Genomic DNA, 25,073 nt, shown 5'->3' on the forward strand with positions numbered 1-25,073 from the left:
CACGGTGGCCCGTGCGTCCGCCGCAGGCGGTACCGCGCAGACCAATCTTCGTGGATCCGGCCTCGCACACCCATGGGATTGACCGGATCTGGATATGCCCAGTTGAAGAAATCTTCAAGTCATGGGCGTGCGAGGCCACGAAGCGCGGCGCCTTCTACACCTCGAGTCCGACCTCGATGCGCTTGAGCTGGTGGCGGGCCATGGCCAGGTTCGATTTCGCCCGGTCGAGCACGAGGTAGAGGAACAGTCCATTGCCGCCACGGCCCTTGAGCGGCTGGATGATGTGGTACTGGTTGCCGAGTGTGATCAGCACATCCTCGATCGCACCGTTGAGTCCGAGGTGTTCCATGGTGCGGGTCTTGGCACGAATCACGTCCGTGTTGCCCGCCGCCGCGACGGTCAGGTCGAGGTCCTTGCCTCCCCCCAGCGTGCCCAGCGCCATACCGCTGGTGTAATCGACGAGCGCGGTCCCCAACGCGCCCTCGATGGACGTCATGATCTCCTTCAGGGAAATCTCCACATTGCTCATACCAGCATCTCCTCCTGGACATTGCGCGGCCGGGCATCGCCCTCTCCGCCGGTGCCAGGACCCTACGAACCACCCATGCCCGGCACCCCTGTTGTTCCGGTACTGAACAAGGGAGCCCCGAATTGCCGGATGATGCGTCGCTCATGACCGCTCATGATCAGCAATTAACCATCGCTGTCGGGGACGAAGATCGCGGGCTTCACGCTGCCCGTCGGGAAGGTGGCCGCCTCCCTCGCAGCAGAGCGCCGTCCGACGCCCAGGACACGGCCACCGGTCACGAGGCCGTCGCTAGTGTTCTGAGTCGGGAATTCTGTTCAGATGTATAGGCTTGCTCCATGGCACGGACGGGGCGGCCGAAGGCCGAGTTGACACTGTCGGACGAAGAACGGGCCGCACTCGAGGAGTGGGTGCGGCGACGTTCCACGCCGCAGGCATGGGCGTTGCGGTGTCGGATCATCCTGGCCTGCGCCGAGGGCGCCTCGAACAAGGACGTGGCTGCTCAGCTCGGTTCCACACCCCATGCGGTGGGCCGCTGGCGGGCCCGGTTCGTGCAGTACCGGATCGCCGGTCTGGGTGACATGCCGCGTCCGGGCGGCCCAAGGACCGTGACGGACGAGCAGGTTGCCGCGGTAGTCACCAAGACGCTGGAATCCACTCCGAAGAACGCAACGCACTGGTCGACGCGGTCGATGGCGAAGGAGACGGGCCTCTCGCAGTCGTCGGTTTCACGGATCTGGCGGGCCTTCGGCCTGCAGCCGCACCGGTCGGAGACCTTCAAACTGTCGACCGATCCGTACTTCGTCGACAAGGTCCACGATGTCGTCGGCCTTTACCTGGACCCGCCCGAGCGGGCCCTGGTGTTCTGCGCCGACGAGAAGTCGCAGATCCAGGCCCTGGACCGATCCCAGCCCGTGCTGCCAATGATGCCCGGGGTTCCCGAGCGGGTGACCCACGACCACGTCCGCGCCGGCACCACCACCCTGTTCGCCGCCCTCGAGGTCGCCACCGGCAAAGTGATCGGCTCCCTGCACCGCAGACATCGGGCTGAGGAGTTCAAGAAGTTCCTCACCAAGCTCGACAAAGAGGTGCCCGCCGACCTGGATGTCCACCTCATCTGCGACAACTACGCCACCCACAAGACCCCCGCCATCAAGAAGTGGCTGCCGGCCCACCCCCGCTTCCACCTGCACTTCACACCGACCGGCTCGTCCTGGCTGAACCTCGTCGAGCGATGGTTCGCCGAACTGACCAACAAGCAGATACGGCGCGGCGTTCACAGGTCCGTCCAAGCCCTGGAGAAGGACATCCGCAACTGGATCGCCGCCTGGAACACCGACCCGAAGCCCTACGTCTGGACGAAGACCGCAGACGAGATCCTCGAACGCCTCGCCAGTTATCTGAACAGAATTCCCGACTCAGAACACTAGGACGGCGGTTCGGCCTCCGCCTGGGCGGTCCGCAGATCGGCGAGCAGCTCGGCCTGTCCCGCCAGTACGCCGGACAGGATGGTGCGCGCCACTCGCAGCAACTCCGCCACGTGCGGACTGGTCAGGGAGTAGTAGACGGCCGAGCCTTCCTTCCGGGTCACCACGAGGTTCGCCCGGCGCAGCACCGCGAGCTGCTGCGACAGATGCGCCGGCTCGATCCCCACCACGGGCAGCATCTCCGCGACCGCGTGCTCACGCTCGCTCAGGAGTTCCAGGACCCGGATGCGCGCCGGATGCCCCAGCGTCTTGAAGAACTCGGCCTTCAGTTGGTATAGCGGCGTACTCATCGTGCCACCCCCTCCCCCACGGAACAGCGCGGCCGTATCGGCCGTTCCTCGGCGCATCGAATCCACCCACTCGTCACACACATGCTGCCCATCCTCGCCCGCGACACCAGAGGCGCCGAATCCGTGCTTGGGAACCGGAACCCGACGCAGCCACCGCAGCAGACCCCATGATGATGACCTAAGCAATTGCTAAGATAAGCAACTCCATACATTATGCGAGGGAGGCCTGCGTGAGAATCATTCCGCTGCGTGGCGCGAGCGTCGTCTGGCTCAAGTGCCCCGCCTGCCGAATGAAGTGCCGTCCTGCGGCGGTCGGCGCGAACGGACGATGCCCACGGTGCGGCGCCGCCCGCATGGTGAAGCTGTCCTTCGGTGACCGGGCGGCCGCCCCCGCGCCGGACGCCGACCACAGCTGATCCTCTTTGCTTCACGTGTGATCAGCGCCGTGATGTCGCCGTGGCCTGGAACGACGTCAGCCGGGCCGGTCGTCGGCTGAGCATGTGTCCGCGGCCCAACCGGTTCACGACGCATCAGTCGAGAGCAAGCGGCCTGGGGAACATTCCGCGGGGCCCCGACCCCCGCTGACACCGGTCAGCTTCCTCGCACAGTCAGCCTGTTGGTTCAGAGCGGGAGAGAGATCCAGATGCTCTTGCCCTTGCCGTCGGCGTCCCCCCGGACGACCGCGGTGCCGCCCAGACCGCAGGTTAGCTCCATGACCGTGCCCAGACCGCCGACCCCGGTGACCGCGCCGAACAGGGACGGCTGGTAGGGGTGGCGGTCGTGGACGGCGAACGCCAGACAGTCCTTGCCGGCCGCGTAGATGACGGTCACCTCCGGGGAGAGCACCGCGGCGTGCCGGACGCTGTTGGTGACCAGCTCGCCGAGAATCAGCAGAGCCGGTCCGATGGCCGGATGGCGCAGGCTTATGCCCCACTCGACCAGGGCCTGCTCGGCGGTCTCCCGGGCCAGGCGGACCGCGGAGGGCATCATCGGCAGCGTGAGCACATGGCGGTAGGGCAGGGCTTCGAGCTGGGTACTCATCCCACCTCCGCGCGGGCGAGCCGGAATCCGCTCACCGTCTTGGGATTCAGGCGCAGCAGCGTGTCGTGCGGGCCGTGGGTCCAGCCGGGCAGCGTGCGCTGGTAGTGGGCGGCTTCATCGCGGTCGGTTATCACTGTGGTCGGCCCGGCGACGGTGACGGTCCAGCCGGTGCCGGCCACTGCCCGGATCTCGTCCACCTGGTACGTCGCCGTCGTCGGAATCGCGAACGCCGGGACGGGGGCACGCATCACCACGCGGCCGAACTCCCAGGTGTGGCGGCCGGGCCGGACGACGGTCAGGTCCCGGTGCGTGTAGACCAGTCGCCCCAGCGCGCTGCCCTCCAGCAGCCACAGTGCCTCGGCACCGGAGACCTCGACCATGCGCAGGGGTACGGGCGACATGCTCATCCGACGGTTTCCTCTTCTTCCTCGCTGATCGGCCGGTGCTTCCGGGCGGGGAGGGGCGGCACGACCCCTGCGTACTCCAAATAGGCGCGAGCACCCTCGATCGCCTCGGGCGTGGTGGCGTACTCGCCGCCCTCCCGGCACAGCAGCTCCAGCGCGCCGACCGAGTACAGAGCCTGGCGCTGGCCCGGTCGTATCCCGGAAGCCATGACGACGACGCCGCGTCGGTTGAGCTTGTCGACCGTGTCTTTGAGGACGAGGGCGCCGGTGGCGTCGATGGTGGTCACCCGGGACATGCGCAGGATGACGACGCGCACGTCGGCGACCTCGGCGAGTTCGAGGAGGAAGCGGTGCGCGGCGGCGAAGAACAGCGGCCCGTCGATGCGGTACGCCACGATGTGCTCGGCCAGCAGCGCGTGTTCCTCGGCGCTGTGGTCAGCCCGGTCAAGGGGTACCTGGTCCAAGCGGGCTTGTTTGGCCACGGCGCGCAGGGCCAGGGCGCCCGCCACGACCAGGCCGATGATCACGGCGTAGACCAGGTCCAGGGCCAGGGTCGCGACGGCGGTCAGTACGAGGATCAGCGCGTCGGAGCGGGTCGCCTTCGCCATCGCCCGCAGCGAGCCGACCTCGATCATGCGGATCGCCGTGGCGAGCAGCACGCCGGCGAGGGCGGCCAGCGGGATCTTCGAGACCAGAGGCGCCGCCGCGAAGACGATGACCGCGAGGATCACGGCGTGGGTGAGGGCGGCGAGGCGGGAGTTCGCGCCCGTACGGACGTTGACGGCCGTACGGGCGATGGCTCCGGTCGCGGGCACCCCGCCGAAGAGTGGGACGGCGATGTTGGCCAGGCCCTGGCCGAACAGTTCGCGGTCCGGGTCATGCTGCTGGCCGACCGTCATGCCGTCGGCCACCGAGGCGGACAGCAGCGACTCCAGCGCGGCGAGGACGGCGACCGCCACCGCCGGAGCGAGCAGCGAACTCAGAGCACCGAGATCGAGGAAGGACAGGGACGGCGCGGGCAGCCCGGACGGCAGGTCACCGATCGGCTTCGCCTCGTCCAGCCCGGCGGCCTGCGCCACCACGGTCGCGGCGATCACCGCGACGATGGAGAGCGGTACGGTCGGCCGCCACCGGGCCCCGGCCAGCATCACGACGGCGACCGCGAGCGCGAAGCCGACCGCGGTCCAGTTCGGGTGCCGGACGAACTCCTCCGCGGCCCGCCAGGTCACCACCAGGACGCGGTCGCCCTCCGGCTTGGGCACCCCGAGGGCGTTCGGCACCTGCTGCAGCCCGATCACGCACGCGATGCCGAGCGTGAACCCCTCCACGACGGGAGCGGGCACGTACTGCATGTACTTGCCGGCCTTCAGCGCCGCCAGCGCGACGAGCATCCCGCCCGCCATCAGCCCGACGGTCAGCACGCCCGACGGTCCGTGCTCGGCGACGATCGGCACGAGTACGACCGTCATCGCGCCGGTCGGCCCGGAGACCTGGAGGTTCGAACCGCCGAACAGCGCGGCGATCGCACCCGCGACCACCGCGGTCGCCAGCCCCGCCGCCGCACCCAGCCCGGAGGAGACCCCGAAGCCGAGCGCGAGCGGCAGCGCGACGACCGCCACGGTCAGCCCGGCCAGCAGGTCCCGGCGCGGGTCGCGCCGCATCTCCGCCAGATCGGCGCGGCCGGGCAGCAGCGCGGCAAGTCGGGCCCTCACCTGGCCGAACAAGGTGGTCATCGCGCGGCGGCCCCGGCTTCCCGCAGCTCGGCCAGCAGCTCGTCACGGCCGGCCAGCATCTCCGTGAGAATCCTCCGCGCGGCCGTCATCAGATCGGCGACGTCCCCGCCGGCCAGCTCGTAGACGACACGTGAGCCCTCGCGCACCGAGGCGACGATGCCCGACCGGCGCAGCATCGCCAGCTGCTGCGACAGATTGGAAGGCTCCACGTCTATGGCGGCCAGCAGGTCCCGTACCGGCAGGGGCCCGTCCTGCAGCAGCTCCAGCACCCGTATGCGCACCGGATGCCCCAGCATCCGGAAGAACTCGGCCTTGGCCTGATACAGCGGAACGGACACAACTCCTCAGCTTTCCCTCGACGACACCCACCCCGGACCACGCGAATCGGCGGTGCCCGCGGCAACCAGGTGACAGGGCACATCCCTCACAGCATCTAACCAATTGCTAAATTACGCAATTCAGCATTCCATGCGTACACTCGCCCGGTGACCGAGACCCTGCCGCCGTGCCCCGAGTGCTCCAGCACCTACGCCTACGAGATGGGCGCACTCCTGATCTGCCCCGAATGCGGCCACGAGTGGTCGCCCGCGTCCGCCGAGCCCGCGGACGCGGACGGCAGCGAGGCCAGGGTGATCAGGGACGCCGTCGGCAACACCCTCGCCGACGGCGACAGCGTCACCGTGGTCAAGACCCTCAAGGTCAAGGGCAGCCCGACCGGGATCAAGGCAGGCACCAAAGTGCGCGACATCCGCCTCGTCGACGGCGTGGACGGTCACGACATCGACTGCAGGATCGACGGCTTCGGCCCCATGCAACTGAAGTCCAGCGTGGTCAGGAAGGCCTGACCCGACACATCAGCGCAGAGCGAGGTCCCACCCGCCCGCCGCCACCCGGGTGCCCGCGCTGATCGTCGTCCACCGGCGCTCCCCGCCGACGCCTCCAGGACCATGCAGAGTCGGCACCTCCCGCGTCCGCTGCGTCACGGGCCCGTTCGTCTCCGGTCACCCCCAGCGCGGCCGACGCGACGGCGGCCGACCCGGCCAGCACGGGACCGGTCGCGGCGCGGGCCGGGACCTTGCGGGCCGTCCGGGCCGCCGCGGCGAACAGGGGCCGGGCCACGGCGTAACCGGTCGGCAGACGGTCGGATTCACAGGTGCGCGTCGATGTGCGTCGGCTTCGGGCGGTGGAGTTCGAGGAAGGGACGGCCGGCGGCCGTCCACCGGCCGGTCAGGACCCAGCCGGTGGCGTCGGCGACGCGCAGCAGCGCGGTGGTGCCGAGACGTGCCCAGGGGAACGGCCGGCCGTGCCGCCCCCGGCCGTCCTCGACGCGGACGGTCAGGCGTTCGTCCACGTCGTGCGGGGCGGCCTCGGCCAGCAGGCAACCGCCGGGAGCGACCAGTTCTCGCAGCCGGGTGAGCAGGGCCGGCGGGTCGCCGCCGATACCGACGTTGCCGTCCATCAGCAGGGCGGTGCCCCAGCCGCCTTCCCCCGGCAGGCGGTCGAAGACGGACCGCCTCACGGCGGCGCCCCCGTGGCGCCGGGTCCGGGTGACGGCGGCCGGGCTGACGTCCGCACCCAGCGCCGGCACACCGCGGGCGGCCAGGGCGGCCACCAGACGTCCCGGCCCGCAGCCGACGTCCAGGACGGGACCGGTGCAGCGGCTCAGCACGCTGGTGTCGGCGGCGTCGGGGGGTGCGCACCAGCGCTCGACGTCCAGCGGCAGCACCTCCTCACGGAGGCCGTCCGGGTGATCAGGGGGTGACAGGCGGCGCAGGAACAGCGGGCCGCGGCCGGCGCGAAGGGCGTGGGCGTAGGGGTCGTCGGTCCACGGTTCGCCCGGCTCTCCGGGTGCGAACGGATCCGTGGGTTGTGTCGGCGTGGAGATCCGCGCCGTGCGCGCGGTAAGGGTCCGCGGCTGCGTTCCCGTTGTGGCCGGCTCTGTCCCCTCGGTTACGGCGGTGTCCAGACCGGTCGCCACCGTCCCGCTCATCGGGCGACCTCCGCGAGCGGGGCGAGGGCGGTGGTGAAGCGGGAGCCGGGCGGACAGCAGGCGGCGACCTGCGCGGCGTCGGCGGCGGTGTCCACGTCGCGCAGTACCGGCAGATCGGCCACCGCCCGTCCCGCCTCGGCCAGGCGCGACCGCTGGATCGCACCGAAGCAGTCCGTGAACATCAGCAGCAACGCGGGGTCGAGGGAGGCGTCGCCGTCGCAGAAGCGGACGACGTCGGCGGTGGCGGCGGTCAGCCCGGCGTGGCACACGGCACCGAAGCCGCGGCGGGACTCAGGGACGACGTACGCTCCGAGGTCGCGGGCGATGTCCGCGGAACCGTCGGCCGAACCGTTGTCGACGACGATCGCGCGCCGGCCGGCCGGGATCCGGTCCAGGACCCACGGCAGGGCCCCGGCCTCGTCGAGGCAGGGCAGCACCACGTCGCCCCGGGCAGGGGTGGAGGGGGAGGTCTCGATCACCCCACTCACCCTACGAACCCGAAAGGGACATAAGGGATTTGGCGATCTTACGGATCGCTGACGTCCACAGCCGCTCCCCACAGACGAGCGGACACCGGTGCGAGACTCACCAACGTGAAACGCGTACTCGTCGTGGACGACGATCCCACCGTCTCCGAGGTCGTCGCCGGCTATCTGAACCGGGCGGGCTTCGCCGTCGACGTGGCCGCCGACGGCCCCGCCGCCGTGGCCGGGGCCGCCGCGCAGCCGCCGGACCTGGTGGTGCTGGACCTGATGCTGCCCGGCATGGACGGACTGGAGGTCTGCCGTCGTATCCGGCGGGACGGCCCGCTGCCGGTGATCATGCTGACCGCGCGTGGCGACGAGGAGGACCGCATCCTCGGCCTGGAGGTCGGGGCGGACGACTACGTCACCAAGCCCTTCAGCCCCCGCGAACTGGTCCTGCGGGTGGAGTCGGTACTGCGCCGCGCCGGGGCGGTGGCGGCCGCGCGGACCGCGCCCGCCGGGGCATGGCTGCGGGCGGGGCCGCTCGCCCTGGAACCCACCGCCCGCCGCGCCACCCGCCACAACGATGAACTCGCGCTGACCATAAGGGAGTTCGATCTACTGGAGTTCTTCCTGCGCAATCCCTGGCGGGCCACGAGCCGGGAGGAACTGATGCGCCAGGTGTGGGGCTGGGAGTTCGGGGACCTGTCGACCGTGACCGTCCACGTGCGGCGGCTGCGCGGGAAGATCGAGGACGATCCGGCGCACCCCCGGCTGATCACCACGGTGTGGGGAGTGGGCTACCGCTTCGACGTCCCCGGCACGAACGGAGGCGGCGATGCTGCCTGACACCCTCCTGATCGCGTTGTACGCGGCGATCGGCGCAGCCGCCGCCGGGCTGCTCGGTACCGCCGCCCTGCGACTGCTGCGCCACCGCTCGGTCACACTGTCGCTGGCCGTTGTCGCCGCCGTCACGGTCGCGGCGATGCTCGCCGGAACGATGCTGGTGGCCTGGGCGATGTTCCTCTCCGACCACGACCTCTGGGTCGTGACGATGGTGTGCTCCATGGCGGCCGTCGTCTCACTCGCCGTCGCCCTCCTCCTCGGCCGCAGCGTCGTCAAGGGCAGCCGCGCCCTGACCAGGGCCACCCGCGCCCTCGGCGACGGCGGCAGCTTCACTCCGCCGGCCGCGGCACCCACGGCCGAACTCGCCGCGCTCAGCCGCGAGTTGGCCGCCACGAGTGCGAAGCTCGCCGCGTCCCGGGAGCGGGAGCAGGCCCTGGACGCCTCCCGCCGCGAACTGGTCGCCTGGATCTCCCATGACCTGCGTACCCCGCTGGCCGGACTGCAGGCGATGACCGAGGCGCTGGAGGACGGCATGGTCGCCGACCCGCGTGTCTACCACGCCCGGATCCGCACGGAGGTCGAGCGGATGAGCGACATGGTCGGCGACCTGTTCGAACTCTCCCGCATCCAGGCCGGCGTCCTGGCCCTGAACACCGCCCGTATGTCGGTCTACGACCTGGTCGGTGACGCCCTCGCGGGCGCCGACGCCCTCGCCAGGGAATACGGCGTCCGGCTGGTGGGCGACGGGGTCGAGCCCGTGCCGATCGAGGTCGACGGCCGCGAGATGTCCCGGGTCCTGGCCAACCTGTTGGTCAACGCCATCCGCCGGACTCCCACCGACGGCACGGTCGCCGTGTCCGCCCGCCGCGAGGCCGACAGCGTCGTCGTGTCCGTGACGGACGGCTGCGGCGGCATCCTGCCCGAGGACCTGCCTCGTGTCTTCGACACCGGCTGGCGCGGCACCGACGCCCGCACCCCGCCCGCCGGGGCCGGACTCGGCCTGGCGATCGTGCGCGGCATCGTCGAGGCCCACAGAGGACGCGCGGCGGTGAGCAACGTACCGGGTGGCTGCCGCTTCGAGGTCCACCTTCCCGCGGCTGTCTGAGCGGCCCACCGGCGCAGGGCCGGCCCTGCGCTTGCGGGGGCCCAGGAGCGCGGTGGCCGCACCGGGATGTCAGTGCGCCCGCAGCGGTGCCTTCGGCGGAGCCGTGCGGTGGGCGGCGGACGGCGGACGGCGGACGGCAGCGAGTCGAGCACGCGCACCTCGTGCCCGGCGCCGGCAAAGGCCGTGACGAGGTGCGAGCCGGTGAAGCCCGCGCCTCCAGGGCCCAGGATCAACATGCGGCCGACGCTACGGCCGCGCGTTCACCCACGGATCCCGCGGTGGGGGTCCGGCAGGATGGCAGTCCCGTTCAGGCGCAGCGCGAGCAGGGTCAGGGGCCGCGGGCGTGCTCGTGCCCCCCTCTCCGAAACCCGGTAGCCGCCCCGGGTCCGCAACGACACCACCCGCACCCACGCGTGCGGCGGGGCTCTCGCCCACTCCACCAGGTCCATGACCCGCACGCCCGTCCAGCGCGCCGACTTGCTCCACCCCTCCACGCAGGCGATCGGCAGCTCCGCCTCGTGCTGGGGCAGGGCTCGCAGGCGGGCCCGCGAACAGGCGTGAACATGGACGCTGATGGCACCTGGCACCTGGCACCTGGCACCTGGCACCTGGCACCCCACCGCATCGCATCGCATCGCATCGCATCGCATCGCATCGAGCCGTCGCACCGATTGTCGGCACCGACGACCTCGATCACGCGGGCCTGCCCGCGGTATGTGGTGGCCGCGGACAGGCCCGCGCGGTGGTTCAGCGCATCACGGTCACTGGCATTCGCGGCCGGTGTCGATGCACTCAACCATGGTGTTCATCAGCTGCTCGTCGAAGACCTTGACGGGCGGGCGAGTCACAGCAGCCGCAGCTCACGGGCGCGGCGTACGGCGTCGTTGCGGCGGTTCACCGACAGTTTGCGGAAGACGCTCTTGAGGTGGGTCTTGACGGTGTTCACCGACACGCACAGGTCGGCGGCGATCTCCTCGGTGGACATCATGCGGTCCAGCCGCCGCAGCACATCGCGTTCGCGGCCGCTCAGCTCCTCCACGACCGGCGGCCGGTCCTCGGGCCGGGGCGGCCCGGTACGCGACGGCGGGCCGGGGGAGCCCGGGGTGAGCCAGCCGGCCGCGAGGTCCCTGAGCGGCGCGGTGTCGAGGACGGGCCGGAGCCATCCGCCGGCTTCGGCGAAGGGCCGGCGCAGCCGCTCGCGCCGGGCCTCGTGGAGCGCCTGGGCGACGAGTCTGCGCACAGTGGCCCGGTCCCCGACGGCGTGCGCGGCGCCGGCGCGGACCAGCAGGGCCCGTACGGTCACGGCCGGGCCGGTGCGGCTCTCGGGGCGCAACCCGTCCAGCAGGTCGATCGCCGCGAGGGGCGTGCCCGCGGCGAGCAGGGCCCGCGCCTCCCCCACGGCGCACGCCGGCTGGTGGCCGGGCACGGCGTGCAGCAGTTCGGCGGCGGCCTCGGGGTGGCCTCGGGCGAGGTGGGCGGCGGAGGCGACCAGCGCCGTGTGACCCTCCGCCCAGGGTGAGGCCACGTCGGCGGTCACGGCCGGTTCCGTCGCCGCCAGGGCGGCCCGGGTGTCGCCGCGGGCCAGCAGCAGACTGGCGGTGGCCAGGGCCCGGCCCGCCTCCGTCACCGGGTCCCGCGTCTCGGGCCGGGCGTCCGCCGCCGCGTCGAGGTGGGAACGGGCCAGCCGCAGCTCGTCCCGGTCGACGGCCACGGCGGCCAGGACCAGCCGTCCGATGCCGAAGCCGGACGGCTGCGGCAGGCCGTACCGCTCGGAGACGGTCAGTGCCGCCATGGCCTTGCGTTCCGCCCGGCCGAGCCAGCCGTTCAGATAGTCGATGAGGGCCAGCCGGCCGAGGGAGTCCTCACGTGGCAGTGCCGTCGACGCGCCGCCGGCGCAGTCGGCGACGAGGGACAGGGCGGCACGGGCATCCTCGAAGCGGCCGGCCCACAGCCGTGTCGACCCCAGATGGGCCAGGAGCAGGGCGGTGAGTTCGGGGTGCTTGTCCAGGAGGTGGGCGGGGACCTGTTCGCGCAGTCTCTCGGCCGTTCCGGCCGCCAGCTCGGCCCTCTCCGGCGAGCCGGTCAGCCGGGCCGCCAGCGCCTCCAGCAGGAGACAGCTCAGCCGGGCCGCCGCCGGACCCGGTTCGTCCGCCGCCTCCGCCCGGTCCTCCTCCCCCGCCAGACTCCGTTCCGCGTGCCGCAGATGGGCCAGGCCCCGGTCGACCTCGCACCGGGAGAGCTCACGGGCCGCCCGTACGAGATCCGTGGCGGGGCTCGTGGCCTCGGGGCCCATGGGGGAGAACAGCTCGGTGAGGTCGTCGGCGCGCAGGCCCGTGAAGAGCTGGCCGATGGCGAGGTCGTCGACGAGGGCGCCGGCGGTGAACTCCCAGTCCCCCGCGGCGGCCCCGTGGTCGAGCGCCTCCGCGAGGGTCCCCGAGCGGCGCAGCCACTCCGCCGCCCGCCGGTGCAGTACGGGTTCCAGGCCGGGAGAGCGCATCCGCAGATGGGCGCGGAGGATCTCCCCGAAGAGCGGGTGGAGGCGGTACCGGGTGTGCCCGAGGTCCTCGACGAAGGCGTTCCCGCGATGCAGGCCGGCCAGGATGCCCTCGGCGTCGGTGCGTTCGGTCAGCGCGTTCGCCAGCTCGGGGCAGAACCGCTCCAGGACGCTGACCCGCAGGAGGAGATCCTGGGTCTCGGGGGTCTGCCGTCTGAGCACTTCGGCGAGCAGGAAGTCGGCGACCGCCGTGCGCTCGGCCTCGAACCGTTTCAGATACGTCTGCGGATCCGGACTCTCGCGCGCGGCCAGCGCGCACAGCCGCAGGCCGGCCGCCCACCCCCGGGTGCGCTCCACGAGCGCCTCCGCGACGGCCACCGGGACCCGAAGGCCGTGCAGGCCCAGCAGTACGGACGCTTCCTCGGGCGTGAAGGCCAGCTCGGCGTTCCTGATCTCCGTCATGTCGCCGGCCGCCCGGTGGCGGTGCAGTGGCAGCAGCGGTTCGGTGCGGGTGACGAGGATCAGGCGCAGGCCGGGCGCGCCGTGGTACAGCACGAACTCCAGCTGTTCCGCGATCTCCGGGTCGGTCACCCGGTCGTACTCGTCGAGCACCACGATCACCGGCCGCTCCAGGGCGCCCAGCTCGGTGGCGAGCCGCGTCAGCAGCGTACGGTCCACGTGGCTGGCGTCGGCGGGGCAGCCGATCCCGGCGGGCAGCGGCACACCGGCGGAGCGCAGCGCCTGGAGGAGGTACGCCCAGAACATGCCAGGGCCCTGGTCGCCTGCCTCGGTGGTGAGCCAGGCGACCGGCCGGTCCCGCCGCGCGGCCCAGTCGGCGACCAGCAGGGTCTTGCCGGCCCCGGCGGCCCCGTTGACCATGGTCAGCGGGGTTTTCAGGGCCTGGTCGAGGTGCTCGACGAGGCGGTTCCGCCGCAGGAACGTGGCGGGCCGGGCCGGTACGGCGAACCGGGTGCGCAGGAACGGGTCGCCCTGGGGATCGGCACACGGGACGGTAGGCCCCGAACCGCTCTTCCCGGACCCTGCCACGGCGCTCACCACCACAGGTCGTAGAACTGGGGCAGTTTTCCCCGTTCAGCATCCCAGGGTTCCTCCGCGCCTGCGCGCTGCGTCGGTCTTCGCGGCCGTTGCCGACTTTTAGGTCGAGGAGATCAGTGCGACTCGCGGCTCACCTCGGAGCCGCTGGAGCCGATGAGGAAGTCGAGGTCGGCGCCGGTGTCGGCTTGGAGGACGTGGTCGACGTAGAGGCGTTCCCAGCCGCGCCGGGGGGCGGCGAAGCCGTCGACCGTGGCGCGGTCCGGCTCCCGGCGCGCGAGGTCGTCGGCGGGGACGTCGATGTCGATGCGGCGGGCCTCGACGTCGAGGACGACGACGTCACCGGTCCGTACGAGGGCGAGGGGGCCGCCGGCCGCGGCTTCCGGTGCGACGTGCAGGACGACCGTGCCGTACGCCGTGCCGCTCATCCGGCCGTCGCAGACGCGGACCATGTCGCGGACGCCCTGTTCGAGGAGTTTCCTCGGCAGGGGCATGTTGGCGACCTCGGGCATGCCCGGATAGCCCTTGGGGCCGCAGCCGCGCAGGACGAGGACGGAGTCGGCGTCTACGTCCAGGTCGGGATCGTCGACGCGGGCGCGGAAGTCCTCGATGGAGTCGAAGACGACGGCCCGGCCCCGGTGGCGCAGCAGGTGCGGGGAGGCGGCGGCCGGTTTGATCAGTGCCCCGTCGGGAGCGAGGTTGCCGCGCAGGACGGCGATGCCGCCCTCGGCGACCAGTGGTTCGGCGCGCGGGCGGATGACCTCGGCGTCCCAGACGGTGGCGTCGTCGAGGTGGTCGACCAGCGGCTCACCGGTGACGGTCAGCGCGTCGGGGTCGAGCAGGTCGCGGACCTCGCGCAGCACGGCGAGCAGCCCTCCGGCGCGGTGGAAGTCCTCCATGAGGAAGCGCCCGGCGGGCTGGAGGTCGACGAGGACCGGCACCCGGGAGCCGACGCGGTCGAAGTCGTCGAGGGTGAGGTCGATGCCGAGGCGGCCGGCGATCGCCAGGAGATGGACGACCGCGTTGGTGGAGCCGCCGACCGCGGCCAGCGCCACGATCGCGTTGTGGAAGGACGCCCTGGTCAGGAAGGTGCCGGGCCGCCGGTCGGCACCCACCATGTCCACGGCCAGCCGACCGGTGTGGTGCGCGGCCTCCAGGAGGCGGCTGTCGGGGGCGGGGGTGCCCGCCACGCCGGGAAACACGGTGCCGAGCGCCTCGGCCACCAGGGCCATCGTCGACGCCGTCCCCATCGTGTTGCAGTGGCCCCGGCTGCGGATCATCGCCGACTCGGAGCGGGTGAACTGCTCCTGGGAGAGCGTGCCCGCCCGCACCTCCTCCGACAGCTGCCACACACCGGTGCCGCAGCCCAACAGGCCGCCGCGGAAGGTGCCGTTGAGCATCGGGCCGCCCGGGACCACGACCGCGGGGAGGTCCACCGAGGCGGCGGCCATCAGCAGCGAGGGGATCGTCTTGTCGCAGCCGCCGAGGAGCACGACCCCGTCAATCGGATTGGCCCGCAGCATCTCCTCCGTGGCCATCGCGGCCATGTTCCGCCAGAGCATCGCGGTGGGCCGCACGTTCGTCTCGCCCAGCGACACCACCGGCAGGTCCAGGGGGATGCCGCCCGCCTCGTACACGCCGTTGCGCACCGAGGCCGCGACCTCGTCCAGATGCGCGTTGCAGGGGGTCAGGTCCGAGGCGGTGTTGGCGATGGCGATCTGCGGCCGGCCGGTGAAGGCGTCGCCCGGCACACCCCGCCGCATCCACGCCCGGTGGATGTAGGCGTTGCGGTCCTGTCCCCCGTACCACTGCGCACTGCGGAGCGTCACCCCGAGCCCCTTCCGGCTATCGGTACGGCGGTCTACAGTCCGGAACGCGATGAAGCATACGCAGCCGTACGAGGGATCGACAGACCTCGGTGAGGACGGCCCGACAGGTGCCGGGGGCAGCCGGCTTGTGGGATCGGACCGGGTGCTGGCGGTCCTCAAGGAGCTGGCCCGGTACCCCGGCGGGGTGGGCCTGGAGGAGCTGACCCGGGCGATCGGCAGTCCCAAGCCGACCGTGCACCGGGCGCTGGGCGCGCTGCGCCGGGCCGGGCTCGCCGACCAGGACGCCCGGGGCCGTTACGGGCTCGGCGACGAGTTCCTGCGCATGGCCTTCGCCCACCACGAGGCACGGCCCGAGCACCTGCGCGTCCGCCCGGTGCTCGAAGCGCTGGCACACCGGTTCGGCGAGACCGCGCACTACACGGTGCTCGACGGCCGTGAGGTGGTCCACCGCGCCGAGGTCGACCCGCCCGCCGGTGCCGTCCGGCTGACGTCGACGATCGGCGGGCGCAACCCCGCCCACGCGACCGCCGCCGGAAAGCTGCTGCTCGCCGGGCGGTTGACCACCCTGGAGGAGGTCGAGGCGTGGATCGGCGGCTCGCCCCTGGAACGTCGTACGCCACGGACGCCGTGCACGGCCGCCGGTCTGCACCGTGAGCTGGCGGCCACCCGAGCCCGCGGCCACGGCGTCGACGACCAGGAGACCGAGACCGGGGCCAACTGCCTCGCCCTGCCCGTGTTCCTCACCTCGCCGACGACCCCGTCCGGAGCCGTGAGCGTCAGCGCGCTGGCCTACCGGACGTCCCTGGCGACCCTGGTCGACGCGCTCGACGAGATCCGCGGCCTCCTCGGTCGCCTCGGCGAGCCGCACCGATGAGACCCCGCTGAAGACCCGGCTCACGCCCACCCCCGCCCGCTGCTGGAGAAAGACCGGTGAACCTCATGCGCGCGTTCGTCCTCACCGCCCCCGGCGCGTACGAGGTCCAGGACCTTCCGGCGCCGGTGGCCGGGCCCGGTGACGTCGTCGTCGACGTCGAGCGGGTCGGGGTGTGCGGCACGGACATGGAGTTCTTCACCGGCACGATGGCCTACCTCCACCAAGGGCACTCCGCCTACCCGATGCGGCTCGGCCACGAGTGGGCCGGGCGGGTGTCGGCGGCCGGCGACGGTGTCGACCCCGGCTGGGTCGGCCGTCGCGTCATGGGCGACACGATGCTCGGCTGCGGGGACTGCCGCCGCTGCCTCCGGGGCGACCAGCACGTGTGCGAGCGGCGCGAGGAGGTCGGCATACGCGGGGGCCGGGCCGGCGCCCTGGCCGAGCGGCTCGCCGTACCGGCCTCCTCCCTGCACGCCCTGCCCGACTCCGTGGACGCCGTGCTCGGAGCGCTCGTGGAGCCGGGCGGCAACGCTCTCCGCGCCGCGCAGGCCGCCGCGACCCGGCCGGGAGACCGCGCCCTGGTCCTGGGGCCGGGGACGATCGGAGTGCTGGTCGCGTTGTTCCTCCGCGCCGCCGGTACGGAGGTCCACCTCATGGGCCGGACCGCCGACTCCCTCGCCTTCGCACGCGGCCTGGACTTCGCGCACACCTGGACGGAGGACTCCCTCCCGGACCTGCCCTTCGACGCCGTCGTCGACGCCACGAACGCCGCCCATCTGCCGGGCAGCGCCCTGGAGTTGGTGGAGCCGGGGGGCCGCGTCGTGTACATCGGGCTGGCCGCCGGGCCCAGTCGGATCGACACCCGCGCCCTCGTCCTCAAGGACGTCACGGCCGTCGGCATCCTCTCCGCCTCCCCCGGCCTCGACGCCACCATCCGCGCGTACGCGGCCGGCACGGTCGATCCCCGGCCGCTCGTCGCCGCCACGGTCGCCCTCGACGAGGTCGGCCCGGTGCTCGCGGGTGAACGCCCGGCCGGAGCGGGAGCCGGACCGAAGATCCACGTCACCCCTGCCCGACCGGCCCGCTGAGGACCGGCTCGGCAAACCCTCGGGAGCTCGGCTCGGCAGGCCCCCGGGAGGCCGGATCGGCAGACCCCGAGAGCTCGGCTCGGCGGACCCTCGGGGCGACCGAATCGGCGCACCCGCCGCAGCTCGGCTCGGCAAGCCCCCCGGAGGGGCCGGATCGGCGGACTTCCGGGGCGACCGAATCGGCGCACCCGCCGGAACTCGGCTCGGCAAGCCCCCCGGAGAGGCCGACGGGCAGACCCCGAGAACTCTGCTCGGCAGACCCCCCGGGGGCCCGGATCGGCGGGGCGTCTCTCGGACGTGACGGGGCCCGGCTTAACGTACGGGGAGATCACGATCTGCCCGGGAGTTCGTATGGCCGGTAGCCGCCGGAAGAGACCTGTCGAGGCCGTCGATGCCTTCGAGGCCATCGAGCCGCCGGGCAACGCCGAACTGGTCCTCGGCGTGCTGGCGGTGACGGCCCTGGTGGAGGCGCTCGGGGTGCTGTCCGGGTCCGAGGTGTGGCTCCTCGGACTGCTGGTGTTCCTGCCGGGGACGGCGTCGGCGCTGTGCACCGTCCGGCAGACGGCTTTCGTCGCCGCGTGGACCACGCTCGTCGTCACCACCACGGCGGTGGTGCGCAACGTCGACGCGGACCGATGGCTCGACCGCCTCCTGCTGGTTCTGCTCACCCTCGCCCTGGGTGTGGCCTCGGTGTACGCCTGCCACCGGCGGATCGGACGCGAGTACGAGATGCTGCGGCTGCGTTCCACGGCCGCGGCCATGCAACGGCACATCCTGCACCCCCTCCCTCTGGTCACCGACGACGTCCTGGTCAACGGCATCTACGAGCCGCTCCAGGAGGACCGGCTCGTCGGCGGCGACATCTACGACGTCGTCGCCTCGCCCTGGGGGACACGGGTGCTGATCGGAGACGTGCAGGGCAAGGGACTGGCCGCCGTGGGCGCCGCGTTCGCCGTCATCGGCGCCTTCCGCGAGGCGGCCCATCGCGAGTCCACGCTCACCGCGCTCGTCGACGCCCTGGACGCGGCCGTGGTCCGCCACAACTCCTACGCCGAGAACACCGGCGACGACGAGCGCTTCGTCACCGCCCTGGTGATCGGCATCGACGCGTTGACCGAGGAAGCACAGGCCGTCAACTGCGGGCACGTCCTGCCGCATGTGATGCACGAGGGCACGGTCACCACGCCCGCGCTGGACTCCGGCGTCCCGCTCGGTCTCGCCGAGCTGGCCCTGGAACCCACGACCGTCGACTGGTTCGCGTTCCCGGACGGCGCGACGCTGCTGCTGAGCACCGACGGTCTCACCGAGATCCGGGCCGCCGACGGCACGTTCTACCCGGTCGACGAGCGCCTCGCCAAGCGCCTCGGCCTCTCCCCCACCGAGCTGCCCCGGGCCCTGTACGAGGACGCCCGCGCGTACGCGGGCGGCGGAGGCCGGCACGACGATGTCGCCGTCCTGACGGTCCGCCGCTCGCCACGTCGGTGAGCCCGGCCGCCGTGCCCGCGGACGCGCGCCCGGAAAGGAACCGAAAAGGATTTCCGGGGGCTGCGGCGCCCCTCTCGATCGCCCCGGCGCCCGGAGAGGGGACGCTCGCACTGTCCTGAACCGCTCGGCCCACGAACTCGGGCCTCTCCCACCTCTCTTGACACTTCAACAGCCCGCTCCTACGTTGCGAAAACCTTTTAGGTCGTTTCCGCACTCCCCGGTTCACGAACGTCGGTGCCATCGCGAGCGAACGCGTGTTGTCAACGGGACAGGGAGCATCCGATGAGAAGACCGCACGTCCTCCTGGTACGACGCCGGCGCACGAGGTGTCTCCTCGCCGCCCTGGCGCTCAGCGCATGTTCCGTCGTCGCCGCTCCCCCGGCCGCCGCGGCGCAGACCATCGGGTTCCCCACCTTCGGCGGGCCCGCGATCCCCGCACCACCCGTCGCCCACACACCGGGCGACATGATGAAGGCCGTCTACGACGCGGAGAGTTCGGGAACCGACTTCTGGATGGACCGCCTGCTCGCCCGCTCCGGCAACGACCCCGCCGGGCCCTGGCTGATGAGCCGTGGCCGGGCGCTCTTCATGAAGGAGCACACCCCCTCCCAACTCGGCTTCGGCGGCAAGGTCGCCTACTGGGAGAGCGTCAACGACAGCAGCGCCTACACCGTGGCGATCACGCCGGGCACTTTCACCGAACAGGTCGCCCAGCGCCGCCAGACGCCCAGCCACTGGAAGAGCGTGCACACCAGCGGCTCGATCACGGTCGACCAGACGAAGTTCATCACCGACAACAACGTCGCCGTGACCAACCTGTCCATCAAGAACAACGGCTCCGGTTCCACGACACTTCAGCTGCGGGCGACTTCGCCGTACGCCACCTCCGGCACCGGCGGTGAGCTGACCGGGCAGGTCAACGCCTACAACAACCTCACGACGCTCCGTCCCCGGCTCACCGGCGACGGCTTCGGCGTCTCCAGCGGCGGCCTCAACCGGTCCGTGACGATCGCGGCCGGGGCCACGGTGACGGCCAAGGTCGTCATGGGCTTCGTCACCGACGAGATCCCGCAGTCGCTGACCGAGTACACCGCCTACGCGGGGTACTCGCCCGCGACCGCGTTCGCCACCCACGTCAGGGCCTACAACCTGTGGTGGGCGCAGAACGTGCCGTACATCGACGTGCCCGAACCGGCGATCAAGAAGAACATCTACTACCGCTGGTGGCTGATGCGCTTCAACAGCCTCGACGCGGACATCCCCGGGCAGACCTTCCAGTTCCCGACCTCCACCGAGGGCGTCCTCGGCTACAACAACGCGATCGCGCTGACCCAGCCGATGCACATCGACGACCTCAAGTACCTGCGCAACCCGGCCTACGCGTACGGGGACTGGCTGAGCGTCGGCCAGACCTCCAAGGGCGGCCGTTTCCTCGACAACCCGGGTGACCCGGAGAACTGGTCCAACAGCTACACCCAGTACATCGCCGAGGCGGCCTGGAAGAGCTATCAGATCCACGGCGGCCAGCCGGGTATCGCGGCCAACCTGGCCCGGTACGCGGAGGGTGACGTCAAGGGGCAGCTCGCGTACTACGACCACGACGACAACAAGCTCATCGAGTACGACTGGGGCGCCCTGACCGGCAACGACGCCGACGCCGTCTCCTTCCACTGGAAGCCCGGCAACATGGACCGCGCCGAGTCCGCCTACCAGTACAGCGGCGCGCTGGCCGCCGCCCAGGCCTACGAGGCGATCGGCAACACGGCCAAGGCCACCGAGATGCGTACGCTGGCGACGCAGATCAAGGACGCGATCGTCAACGTGCTCTGGAACCCCAACAGGCAGCTGTTCGAGCACCGGTTGAAGTCGACGAACGAGTGGGTGCCATGGAAGGAGATCAACAACTACTACCCGTTCTCCGTCGGCGCCGTCCCCAACACCGCGACGTACCGGCAGGCCCTGCGGCTCTACGACGACCCGGCCCAGTATCCGATCTTCCCCTTCTACACGGCCAACCAGGTCGACAAGCAGGCCGCGGCCGACGCCGGGGAGCCGGGCTCCAACAACTTCTCCACCATCAACTCGACCGTGCAGTTCCGGCTGTACTCATCGGTGTTGCGCAACTACCCCAACTCCTGGATGAACGCGACCGACTACAAGAAGCTCCTCTACTGGAACACCTGGGCGCAGTACGTCGGCGGCAACATCCAGTGGCCCGACGCCAACGAGTTCTGGGCGGACTGGAACGGCAGCTCGATCGACTACCGCTCGTGGATCCACCACAACATCCTCGGCAGCAGCAACTGGACCGTCATCGAGGACGTGGCCGGGCTGCGGCCCCGCAACGACGCCAAGGTCGAGCTCTCCCCGATCGACATCGGCTGGAGCCACTTCACCGTCAACAACCTCCGCTACCGGGGCGCAGACCTGTCCGTCGTCTGGGACGACCCCGCCGACGGGGTGGTGCGCTACCCGGGCATCCCGGAGGGCTACTCGGTCTACGTCGACGGCGACCGGGTCGCCACCGTCAGCTCGCTGGTGCCCCTGACCTGGGACCCGGCCACGGGTGACGTCACCACGAACGGCACGGTCACCCACCACACCGCCAAGTCCGGGCTGAAGGCCCCCCACCAGGTCGTCCAGGACAGCCCGCAGATGGTCGACATGCTCGCCAAGGCCGGCGTCGACCTGACCGCCGACCTCACCAACCTCGCCGCCGGCGCGACCGCGTCCGCCTCCCACACCGGGTCCGGCGGCAACGTCTCCGGAGCGGTCGACGGCTACCCCACCAACGAACCGTTCTGGGGCGCGGGCGGCTCCGCCAACAGCCAGGACTGGTACGAGCTGAACTTCGGCACCACGCGCACGCTCAACGAGGTCCGGCTGCACTTCAAGGACAGCCGCCCGGCGAACAGCACCTACCGGGCGCCCTCCGCGTACACCATCCAGTACCACAACGGCAGTTCCTGGGTGAACGTCCCCGACCAGACGAAGAGTCCGGCGGCGCCACGGGCCAACTACAACCAGGTGCGGTTCCCGGCGGTCAGTGCCCAGCGCATCCGGGTCCTGGCCACCAACGCCTCCGGCGCGAAGACGGGCCTGACCGAGGCCAAGGTGTTCAACCGGGGCGGAGTCCAGCCACCGGGCAACCTGGCGACGTCGGCCACGGCGTCGGCGTCGTACACCTCCTCCTGGGAGAGTGTCACCGCCGTCAACGACGGGATCGATCCGCCGTCGTCCAACGACACCGTGAACCCGCGCTGGGGCACGTGGCCGGAGACAGGCCAGCAGTGGGCCGAGCTGACCTGGCCCTCCGCGAAGACCCTGAACAAGGCCGAGGTGTACTTCTTCGACGACGACCAGGGCATCGACATGCCCGCCTCGTGGAAGCTCCAGTACTGGAACGGTGGCGCGTACGTGGATGTGCCGGGCGCCGGGACCTACCCGCTGGCCAAGAACCAGTACAACACCGTCTCCTTCAACGCCACGAGCACCACACGACTGCGTGTGCTGCTCACCGGCAACGGCACGAACTCCGTCGGACTCCTCGAAGCAAAGGTGTACGGACCGTGACTCGTCCCAGAATCCTGTCGGCGTTCTTCGCGTCGGTCACCATGGCGGTCGCCTTCCTGGTGGCACCGCAACCCGCTGCCGCCGCCGTCTCCTTCACCTCCACGGGGGTCAACCAGAACGGCGGCAACTGCCTTGATCTTCCCGGCGGTTCGACCACCAACGGCGCACAGCTCCGCGCCTTCGCCTGCGGCGGCGGGGCCAACCAGAGCCTGAGTTTCACACCGGTCTCGGGGACGACCGACACCTACACGATCACCACCCGGTCCGGGCAGTGCGTCGACGTGTACGGCGCCTCGACCGCGGACAACGCCGCGGTCATCCAGTGGCCCTGCCACGGCGCGACCAACCAGCAGTGGCGGATCGCGCCGGTGTCGGTCGCCGGCACCGACAAGACCTTCAACCTGGTCTCCGTCGGCTCGGGCAAGTGTGTCGCGCCGAGCGGGGGTTCGTCGGCCTCGAACACCAACCTGGTGCAGCTGCCGTGCGCCACCGCGAACGGCAGGGTGTGGCGGCTGCCCGGCTTCACCGGCGGCGGCACGGCTCCGAAGACGTTCACCAACCCGCTGGCCCAGCGCGGCCCCGACCCGTGGCTGACGTACCACGACGGCTTCTACTACCTCGCCACCACGACATGGAACTCGACGGTCACCATGCGCAGGTCGAGCACCCTCGCGGGACTCGCCACGGCCAACGAACAGGTGATCTTCAACCTGACCCGGCCCAACGGGGCGGGCACGATGTGGGCCCCGGAGTTCCATCTCCTGGACGGCCCCAACGGGAAGCGCTGGTACTTCTACTACACGGCCGGCCGGGAGCCGTTCGACCTGGGCACCCAGCGGATCCACGTCCTGGAGAGCGCCGGCCTGGACCCGATGGGCCCCTACAGCTTCAAGGCCGACCTGCTCGACCCGACCCAGGACAACACCTGGGAGCTGGATCCCGGCATCCTGCAACTCGACGGCAGGCTCTACCTCCTGGGTACGTACTACAACGGCTCGCAGCCCATGTTCATCCGCCCGCTGTCGAACCCGTGGACCGCGAGCGGCACCCGCCGTGTGCTGTCCACGCCGACCTACAGCTGGGAGACGGTGGGCGGCGCGGTCAACGAGGGCGCCGAAGTCCTGCAACGGGGCGGCAAGACCTTCATCGTCTACTCCGCCAGCCACTGTTCCACGCCCGACTACAAGCTCGGGATGCTCACGTACAACGGCGGCGACCCGCTCAACTCGTCCTCCTGGGTCAAGTCCCCGAACCCGGTCTTCCAGCGGTCCAACGCCAACGGTGTCTACGGCCCCGGTCACAACGGCTTCTTCAAGTCGCCCGACGGGACCGAGGACTGGATGGTCTACCACGCCAACAGCTCCGCCTCCGGAGGCTGCGACATGAACCGATCGACCAGAGCGCAGAAGTTCACCTGGAACGCGGACGGCACCCCAGACTTCGGCGCTCCGGTACCCCTCGGCGTCACCTTGACCGCGCCGTCGGGCGAGTAACCGGCCACCGGAACCGGCCGCGCCGCCGCCCTGTGAGCGGCCGGAGTGTCAGTCCTGGACGAGCTGATCGGCCAGGCGATGGGCCTGCGCCAGCAGCGTGCCGTAGGTCACCAGGGCGTCGGGGTCGTCGGCGACCGCGCCCGGCAGCCGCCGGCGGAATGCGTCGAGGGAGCGGTGGAGTTCTCCGACGGCCTCGCGAAGCTCTTCCGCGGCCGAGTCGTCGTGGCCGCTCGGGGCGAATCGGGTCCGGCCGTAGAGCCGGACGGCCTGGGCGGTGCGGCGCAGGAAGTCCGCGTACGGGCGGGCGATCGCCTCGGCCGGTCGTGCCGCCTTACGGCCGTGGTCCGCGGTCTCCCACACCGTCCGCGTCACGCCCGAGGTGTGGACGGCTACGTAGTCGAGTACGGCCAGCGCGTCTGCGTACGCCTTGCCGGGCGGGGCGGTGGCGTGCCTGCGTCGTCCCCGGGGGTTGACGCGCATGCTCTCCCGGCTCCAGCCGATCGCCGACCGGGCCTGGTCGACCAGACGGCCCAGCCGCAGCGCGCGCTCGTGCCACTCCCCCGCCTGATGCCCGTCCCACTCGCCGGCGGCCAGCCCGTCCGCCACCGCGTCGAGGATCTCCTCGGCCTCGATGGCGGCGTCCTGCAGCGCCGCGCGGGTGTCGCGCAGGTACACCGGGGGCCGGATCAGCGCGTTGACGACGACGCCCACCACGGCACCGAACACGGCCTCCGCGATCCGGGCGCCCGCCGCGGCGACGGTGGCCTGGCCGCCGGTCAGCACGAACAGCGCGCCGGTGGCGGCGTAGACCCCCTGGCTCCCCAGCCGCTGCCACTGGCCCAGCAGCAGCACCGTCGGCAGGACCAGGGCCATCGTGACCATCGTGCTGTCCAGCACCAGCGCCGCCCCGGTGGCCACCACCGTGCCCACCGCGATCGCCGCGAGCTGCTGAAGGCCGTGCGCGAGCGACCGGTACACCGTCGACTCCACCAGGACGACCGCCACCCAGGGCGCCACGAACGCCATCGGCGCGGCGAGCCACCAGCCCGCCACCGCCCACGCCACCCAGGCGGCCAGCGCCGCCTTGCCGGCCTGCGCCACCAGGTCCCGCTCACGGCCCGGCCCCGCCCACGCCAACCGCACCGTCTCCACGGCGGCCGCACCGCGCCGCCGCACCTCCCGCACCACCCTGCCGGTCCACTCCATGACACACCAAGTGCCACGTCGTCGGCGAGACGCACCCGCCGACCGCGAATTCACGACGGAAGCACCTCGATGCGACGCAGCTCGACGGACTC

At 71.5% G+C, this 25,073-nt stretch carries 20 protein-coding genes and 2 pseudogenes; 9 read left to right on the forward strand and 13 right to left on the reverse strand.

What is annotated here, in order from left to right; all coding sequences use genetic code 11:
- Positions 1 to 154: 154 nt before the first annotated feature.
- Positions 155 to 529: a hypothetical protein gene (locus tag OG272_RS04980; RefSeq protein WP_326584773.1), complete on the reverse strand. Its 375-nt coding sequence runs from the start codon at positions 527 to 529 to the stop codon at positions 155 to 157.
- A gap of 335 nt (positions 530 to 864) precedes the next feature.
- Here OG272_RS04980 and OG272_RS04985 point away from each other — a divergent pair, with 335 nt between their 5' ends.
- Entirely contained in the window at positions 865 to 1,956 is a 1,092-nt protein-coding gene (locus OG272_RS04985; RefSeq protein ID WP_405892648.1) for an IS630 family transposase, read from the forward strand.
- On the opposite strand, the gene OG272_RS04990 is transcribed toward OG272_RS04985, so the two are convergent.
- From OG272_RS04990 to OG272_RS05010, 5 genes are all read right to left on the reverse strand, one after another.
- Positions 1,953 to 2,303, reverse strand: coding sequence for a metalloregulator ArsR/SmtB family transcription factor (locus OG272_RS04990; RefSeq protein WP_326584772.1), 351 nt, complete (start codon positions 2,301 to 2,303; stop codon positions 1,953 to 1,955). The two genes, OG272_RS04985 and OG272_RS04990, sit on opposite strands and share 4 nt — an antisense overlap.
- Before the next feature lie 621 nt (positions 2,304 to 2,924).
- A complete protein-coding gene (locus OG272_RS04995) occupies positions 2,925 to 3,344 on the reverse strand; it encodes an ATP-binding protein (RefSeq protein WP_327731050.1) in 420 nt (139 codons plus the stop codon).
- Entirely contained in the window at positions 3,341 to 3,751 is a 411-nt protein-coding gene (locus OG272_RS05000) for a pyridoxamine 5'-phosphate oxidase family protein (protein WP_326584770.1), read from the reverse strand. Before OG272_RS05000 ends, OG272_RS04995 begins: the two co-directional genes overlap by 4 nt.
- On the reverse strand, positions 3,748 to 5,481 hold the full coding sequence (locus tag OG272_RS05005) for a SulP family inorganic anion transporter (protein WP_328222456.1): 1,734 nt from the start codon (positions 5,479 to 5,481) through the stop codon (positions 3,748 to 3,750). The genes OG272_RS05000 and OG272_RS05005 overlap by 4 nt, the downstream gene beginning before the upstream one ends.
- Positions 5,478 to 5,819: a metalloregulator ArsR/SmtB family transcription factor gene (locus tag OG272_RS05010; protein ID WP_328222458.1), complete on the reverse strand. Its 342-nt coding sequence runs from the start codon at positions 5,817 to 5,819 to the stop codon at positions 5,478 to 5,480. Before OG272_RS05010 ends, OG272_RS05005 begins: the two co-directional genes overlap by 4 nt.
- A gap of 147 nt (positions 5,820 to 5,966) precedes the next feature.
- On the opposite strand from OG272_RS05010, the gene OG272_RS05015 reads away from it, so the two are divergent.
- On the forward strand, positions 5,967 to 6,326 hold the full coding sequence (locus tag OG272_RS05015) for a zinc ribbon domain-containing protein YjdM (protein WP_326584767.1): 360 nt from the start codon (positions 5,967 to 5,969) through the stop codon (positions 6,324 to 6,326).
- A 302-nt stretch (positions 6,327 to 6,628) separates the two neighbouring features.
- On the opposite strand, the gene OG272_RS05020 is transcribed toward OG272_RS05015, so the two are convergent.
- Together OG272_RS05020 and OG272_RS05025 are read right to left on the reverse strand one after the other, a co-directional pair.
- On the reverse strand, positions 6,629 to 7,471 hold the full coding sequence (locus tag OG272_RS05020) for a methyltransferase domain-containing protein (protein ID WP_328222459.1): 843 nt from the start codon (positions 7,469 to 7,471) through the stop codon (positions 6,629 to 6,631).
- Positions 7,468 to 7,950, reverse strand: a complete 483-nt coding sequence (locus tag OG272_RS05025) for a glycosyltransferase (protein WP_328222460.1) — start codon at positions 7,948 to 7,950, stop codon at positions 7,468 to 7,470. The genes OG272_RS05020 and OG272_RS05025 overlap by 4 nt, the downstream gene beginning before the upstream one ends.
- A gap of 114 nt (positions 7,951 to 8,064) precedes the next feature.
- Here OG272_RS05025 and OG272_RS05030 point away from each other — a divergent pair, with 114 nt between their 5' ends.
- Both OG272_RS05030 and OG272_RS05035 read left to right on the forward strand, forming a co-directional pair.
- Positions 8,065 to 8,784 carry a response regulator transcription factor gene (locus tag OG272_RS05030; protein WP_328222461.1) on the forward strand — a complete coding sequence of 240 codons (720 nt, stop codon included), beginning with the start codon at positions 8,065 to 8,067 and terminating at the stop codon, positions 8,782 to 8,784.
- Positions 8,774 to 9,886: a HAMP domain-containing sensor histidine kinase gene (locus tag OG272_RS05035; protein ID WP_328222462.1), complete on the forward strand. Its 1,113-nt coding sequence runs from the start codon at positions 8,774 to 8,776 to the stop codon at positions 9,884 to 9,886. The genes OG272_RS05030 and OG272_RS05035 overlap by 11 nt, the downstream gene beginning before the upstream one ends.
- A 122-nt stretch (positions 9,887 to 10,008) precedes the next feature.
- Here OG272_RS05035 and OG272_RS05040 read toward each other — a convergent pair.
- From OG272_RS05040 to OG272_RS05055, 4 genes and pseudogenes are all read right to left on the reverse strand, one after another.
- Positions 10,009 to 10,122 (reverse strand): annotated as a pseudogene (locus OG272_RS05040) (NAD-dependent epimerase/dehydratase family protein); the annotation flags it as partial.
- A 48-nt stretch (positions 10,123 to 10,170) separates the two neighbouring features.
- Positions 10,171 to 10,431 (reverse strand): annotated as a pseudogene (locus tag OG272_RS05045) (molybdopterin-dependent oxidoreductase); the annotation flags it as partial.
- Between the two features lie 299 nt (positions 10,432 to 10,730).
- A complete protein-coding gene (locus OG272_RS05050; RefSeq protein WP_405892652.1) occupies positions 10,731 to 13,436 on the reverse strand; it encodes a LuxR C-terminal-related transcriptional regulator in 2,706 nt (901 codons plus the stop codon).
- A 113-nt stretch (positions 13,437 to 13,549) separates the two neighbouring features.
- Complete coding sequence (locus OG272_RS05055) at positions 13,550 to 15,262, reverse strand: IlvD/Edd family dehydratase (RefSeq protein ID WP_405892654.1); 1,713 nt, start codon at positions 15,260 to 15,262, stop codon at positions 13,550 to 13,552.
- Between the two features lie 49 nt (positions 15,263 to 15,311).
- Between OG272_RS05055 and OG272_RS05060 the strand changes: the two genes are divergently transcribed.
- The 5 genes from OG272_RS05060 to OG272_RS05080 all read left to right on the forward strand — a co-directional run bounded on the left by OG272_RS05060 (position 15,312) and on the right by OG272_RS05080 (position 23,775).
- On the forward strand, positions 15,312 to 16,136 hold the full coding sequence (locus OG272_RS05060; protein WP_405892656.1) for an IclR family transcriptional regulator: 825 nt from the start codon (positions 15,312 to 15,314) through the stop codon (positions 16,134 to 16,136).
- Between the two features lie 65 nt (positions 16,137 to 16,201).
- Entirely contained in the window at positions 16,202 to 17,224 is a 1,023-nt protein-coding gene (locus OG272_RS05065) for a zinc-binding dehydrogenase (protein WP_405895984.1), read from the forward strand.
- A gap of 351 nt (positions 17,225 to 17,575) precedes the next feature.
- Positions 17,576 to 18,709 carry a PP2C family protein-serine/threonine phosphatase gene (locus OG272_RS05070; protein WP_327731041.1) on the forward strand — a complete coding sequence of 378 codons (1,134 nt, stop codon included), beginning with the start codon at positions 17,576 to 17,578 and terminating at the stop codon, positions 18,707 to 18,709.
- A 282-nt stretch (positions 18,710 to 18,991) separates the two neighbouring features.
- Entirely contained in the window at positions 18,992 to 22,282 is a 3,291-nt protein-coding gene (locus OG272_RS05075; RefSeq protein ID WP_405892658.1) for a discoidin domain-containing protein, read from the forward strand.
- On the forward strand, positions 22,279 to 23,775 hold the full coding sequence (locus OG272_RS05080) for a family 43 glycosylhydrolase (protein ID WP_405892660.1): 1,497 nt from the start codon (positions 22,279 to 22,281) through the stop codon (positions 23,773 to 23,775). Before OG272_RS05075 ends, OG272_RS05080 begins: the two co-directional genes overlap by 4 nt.
- 48 nt (positions 23,776 to 23,823) lie before the next feature.
- Here the strand turns inward: OG272_RS05080 and OG272_RS05085 are convergent, their stop codons facing one another.
- Positions 23,824 to 24,981, reverse strand: a complete 1,158-nt coding sequence (locus tag OG272_RS05085) for an aromatic acid exporter family protein (RefSeq protein WP_327731038.1) — start codon at positions 24,979 to 24,981, stop codon at positions 23,824 to 23,826.
- Positions 24,982 to 25,073 lie beyond the last annotated feature (92 nt).

The sequence above is a fragment of the Streptomyces sp. NBC_00104 genome (assembly GCF_045160825.1).
Taxonomy (GTDB): domain Bacteria; phylum Actinomycetota; class Actinomycetes; order Streptomycetales; family Streptomycetaceae; genus Streptomyces.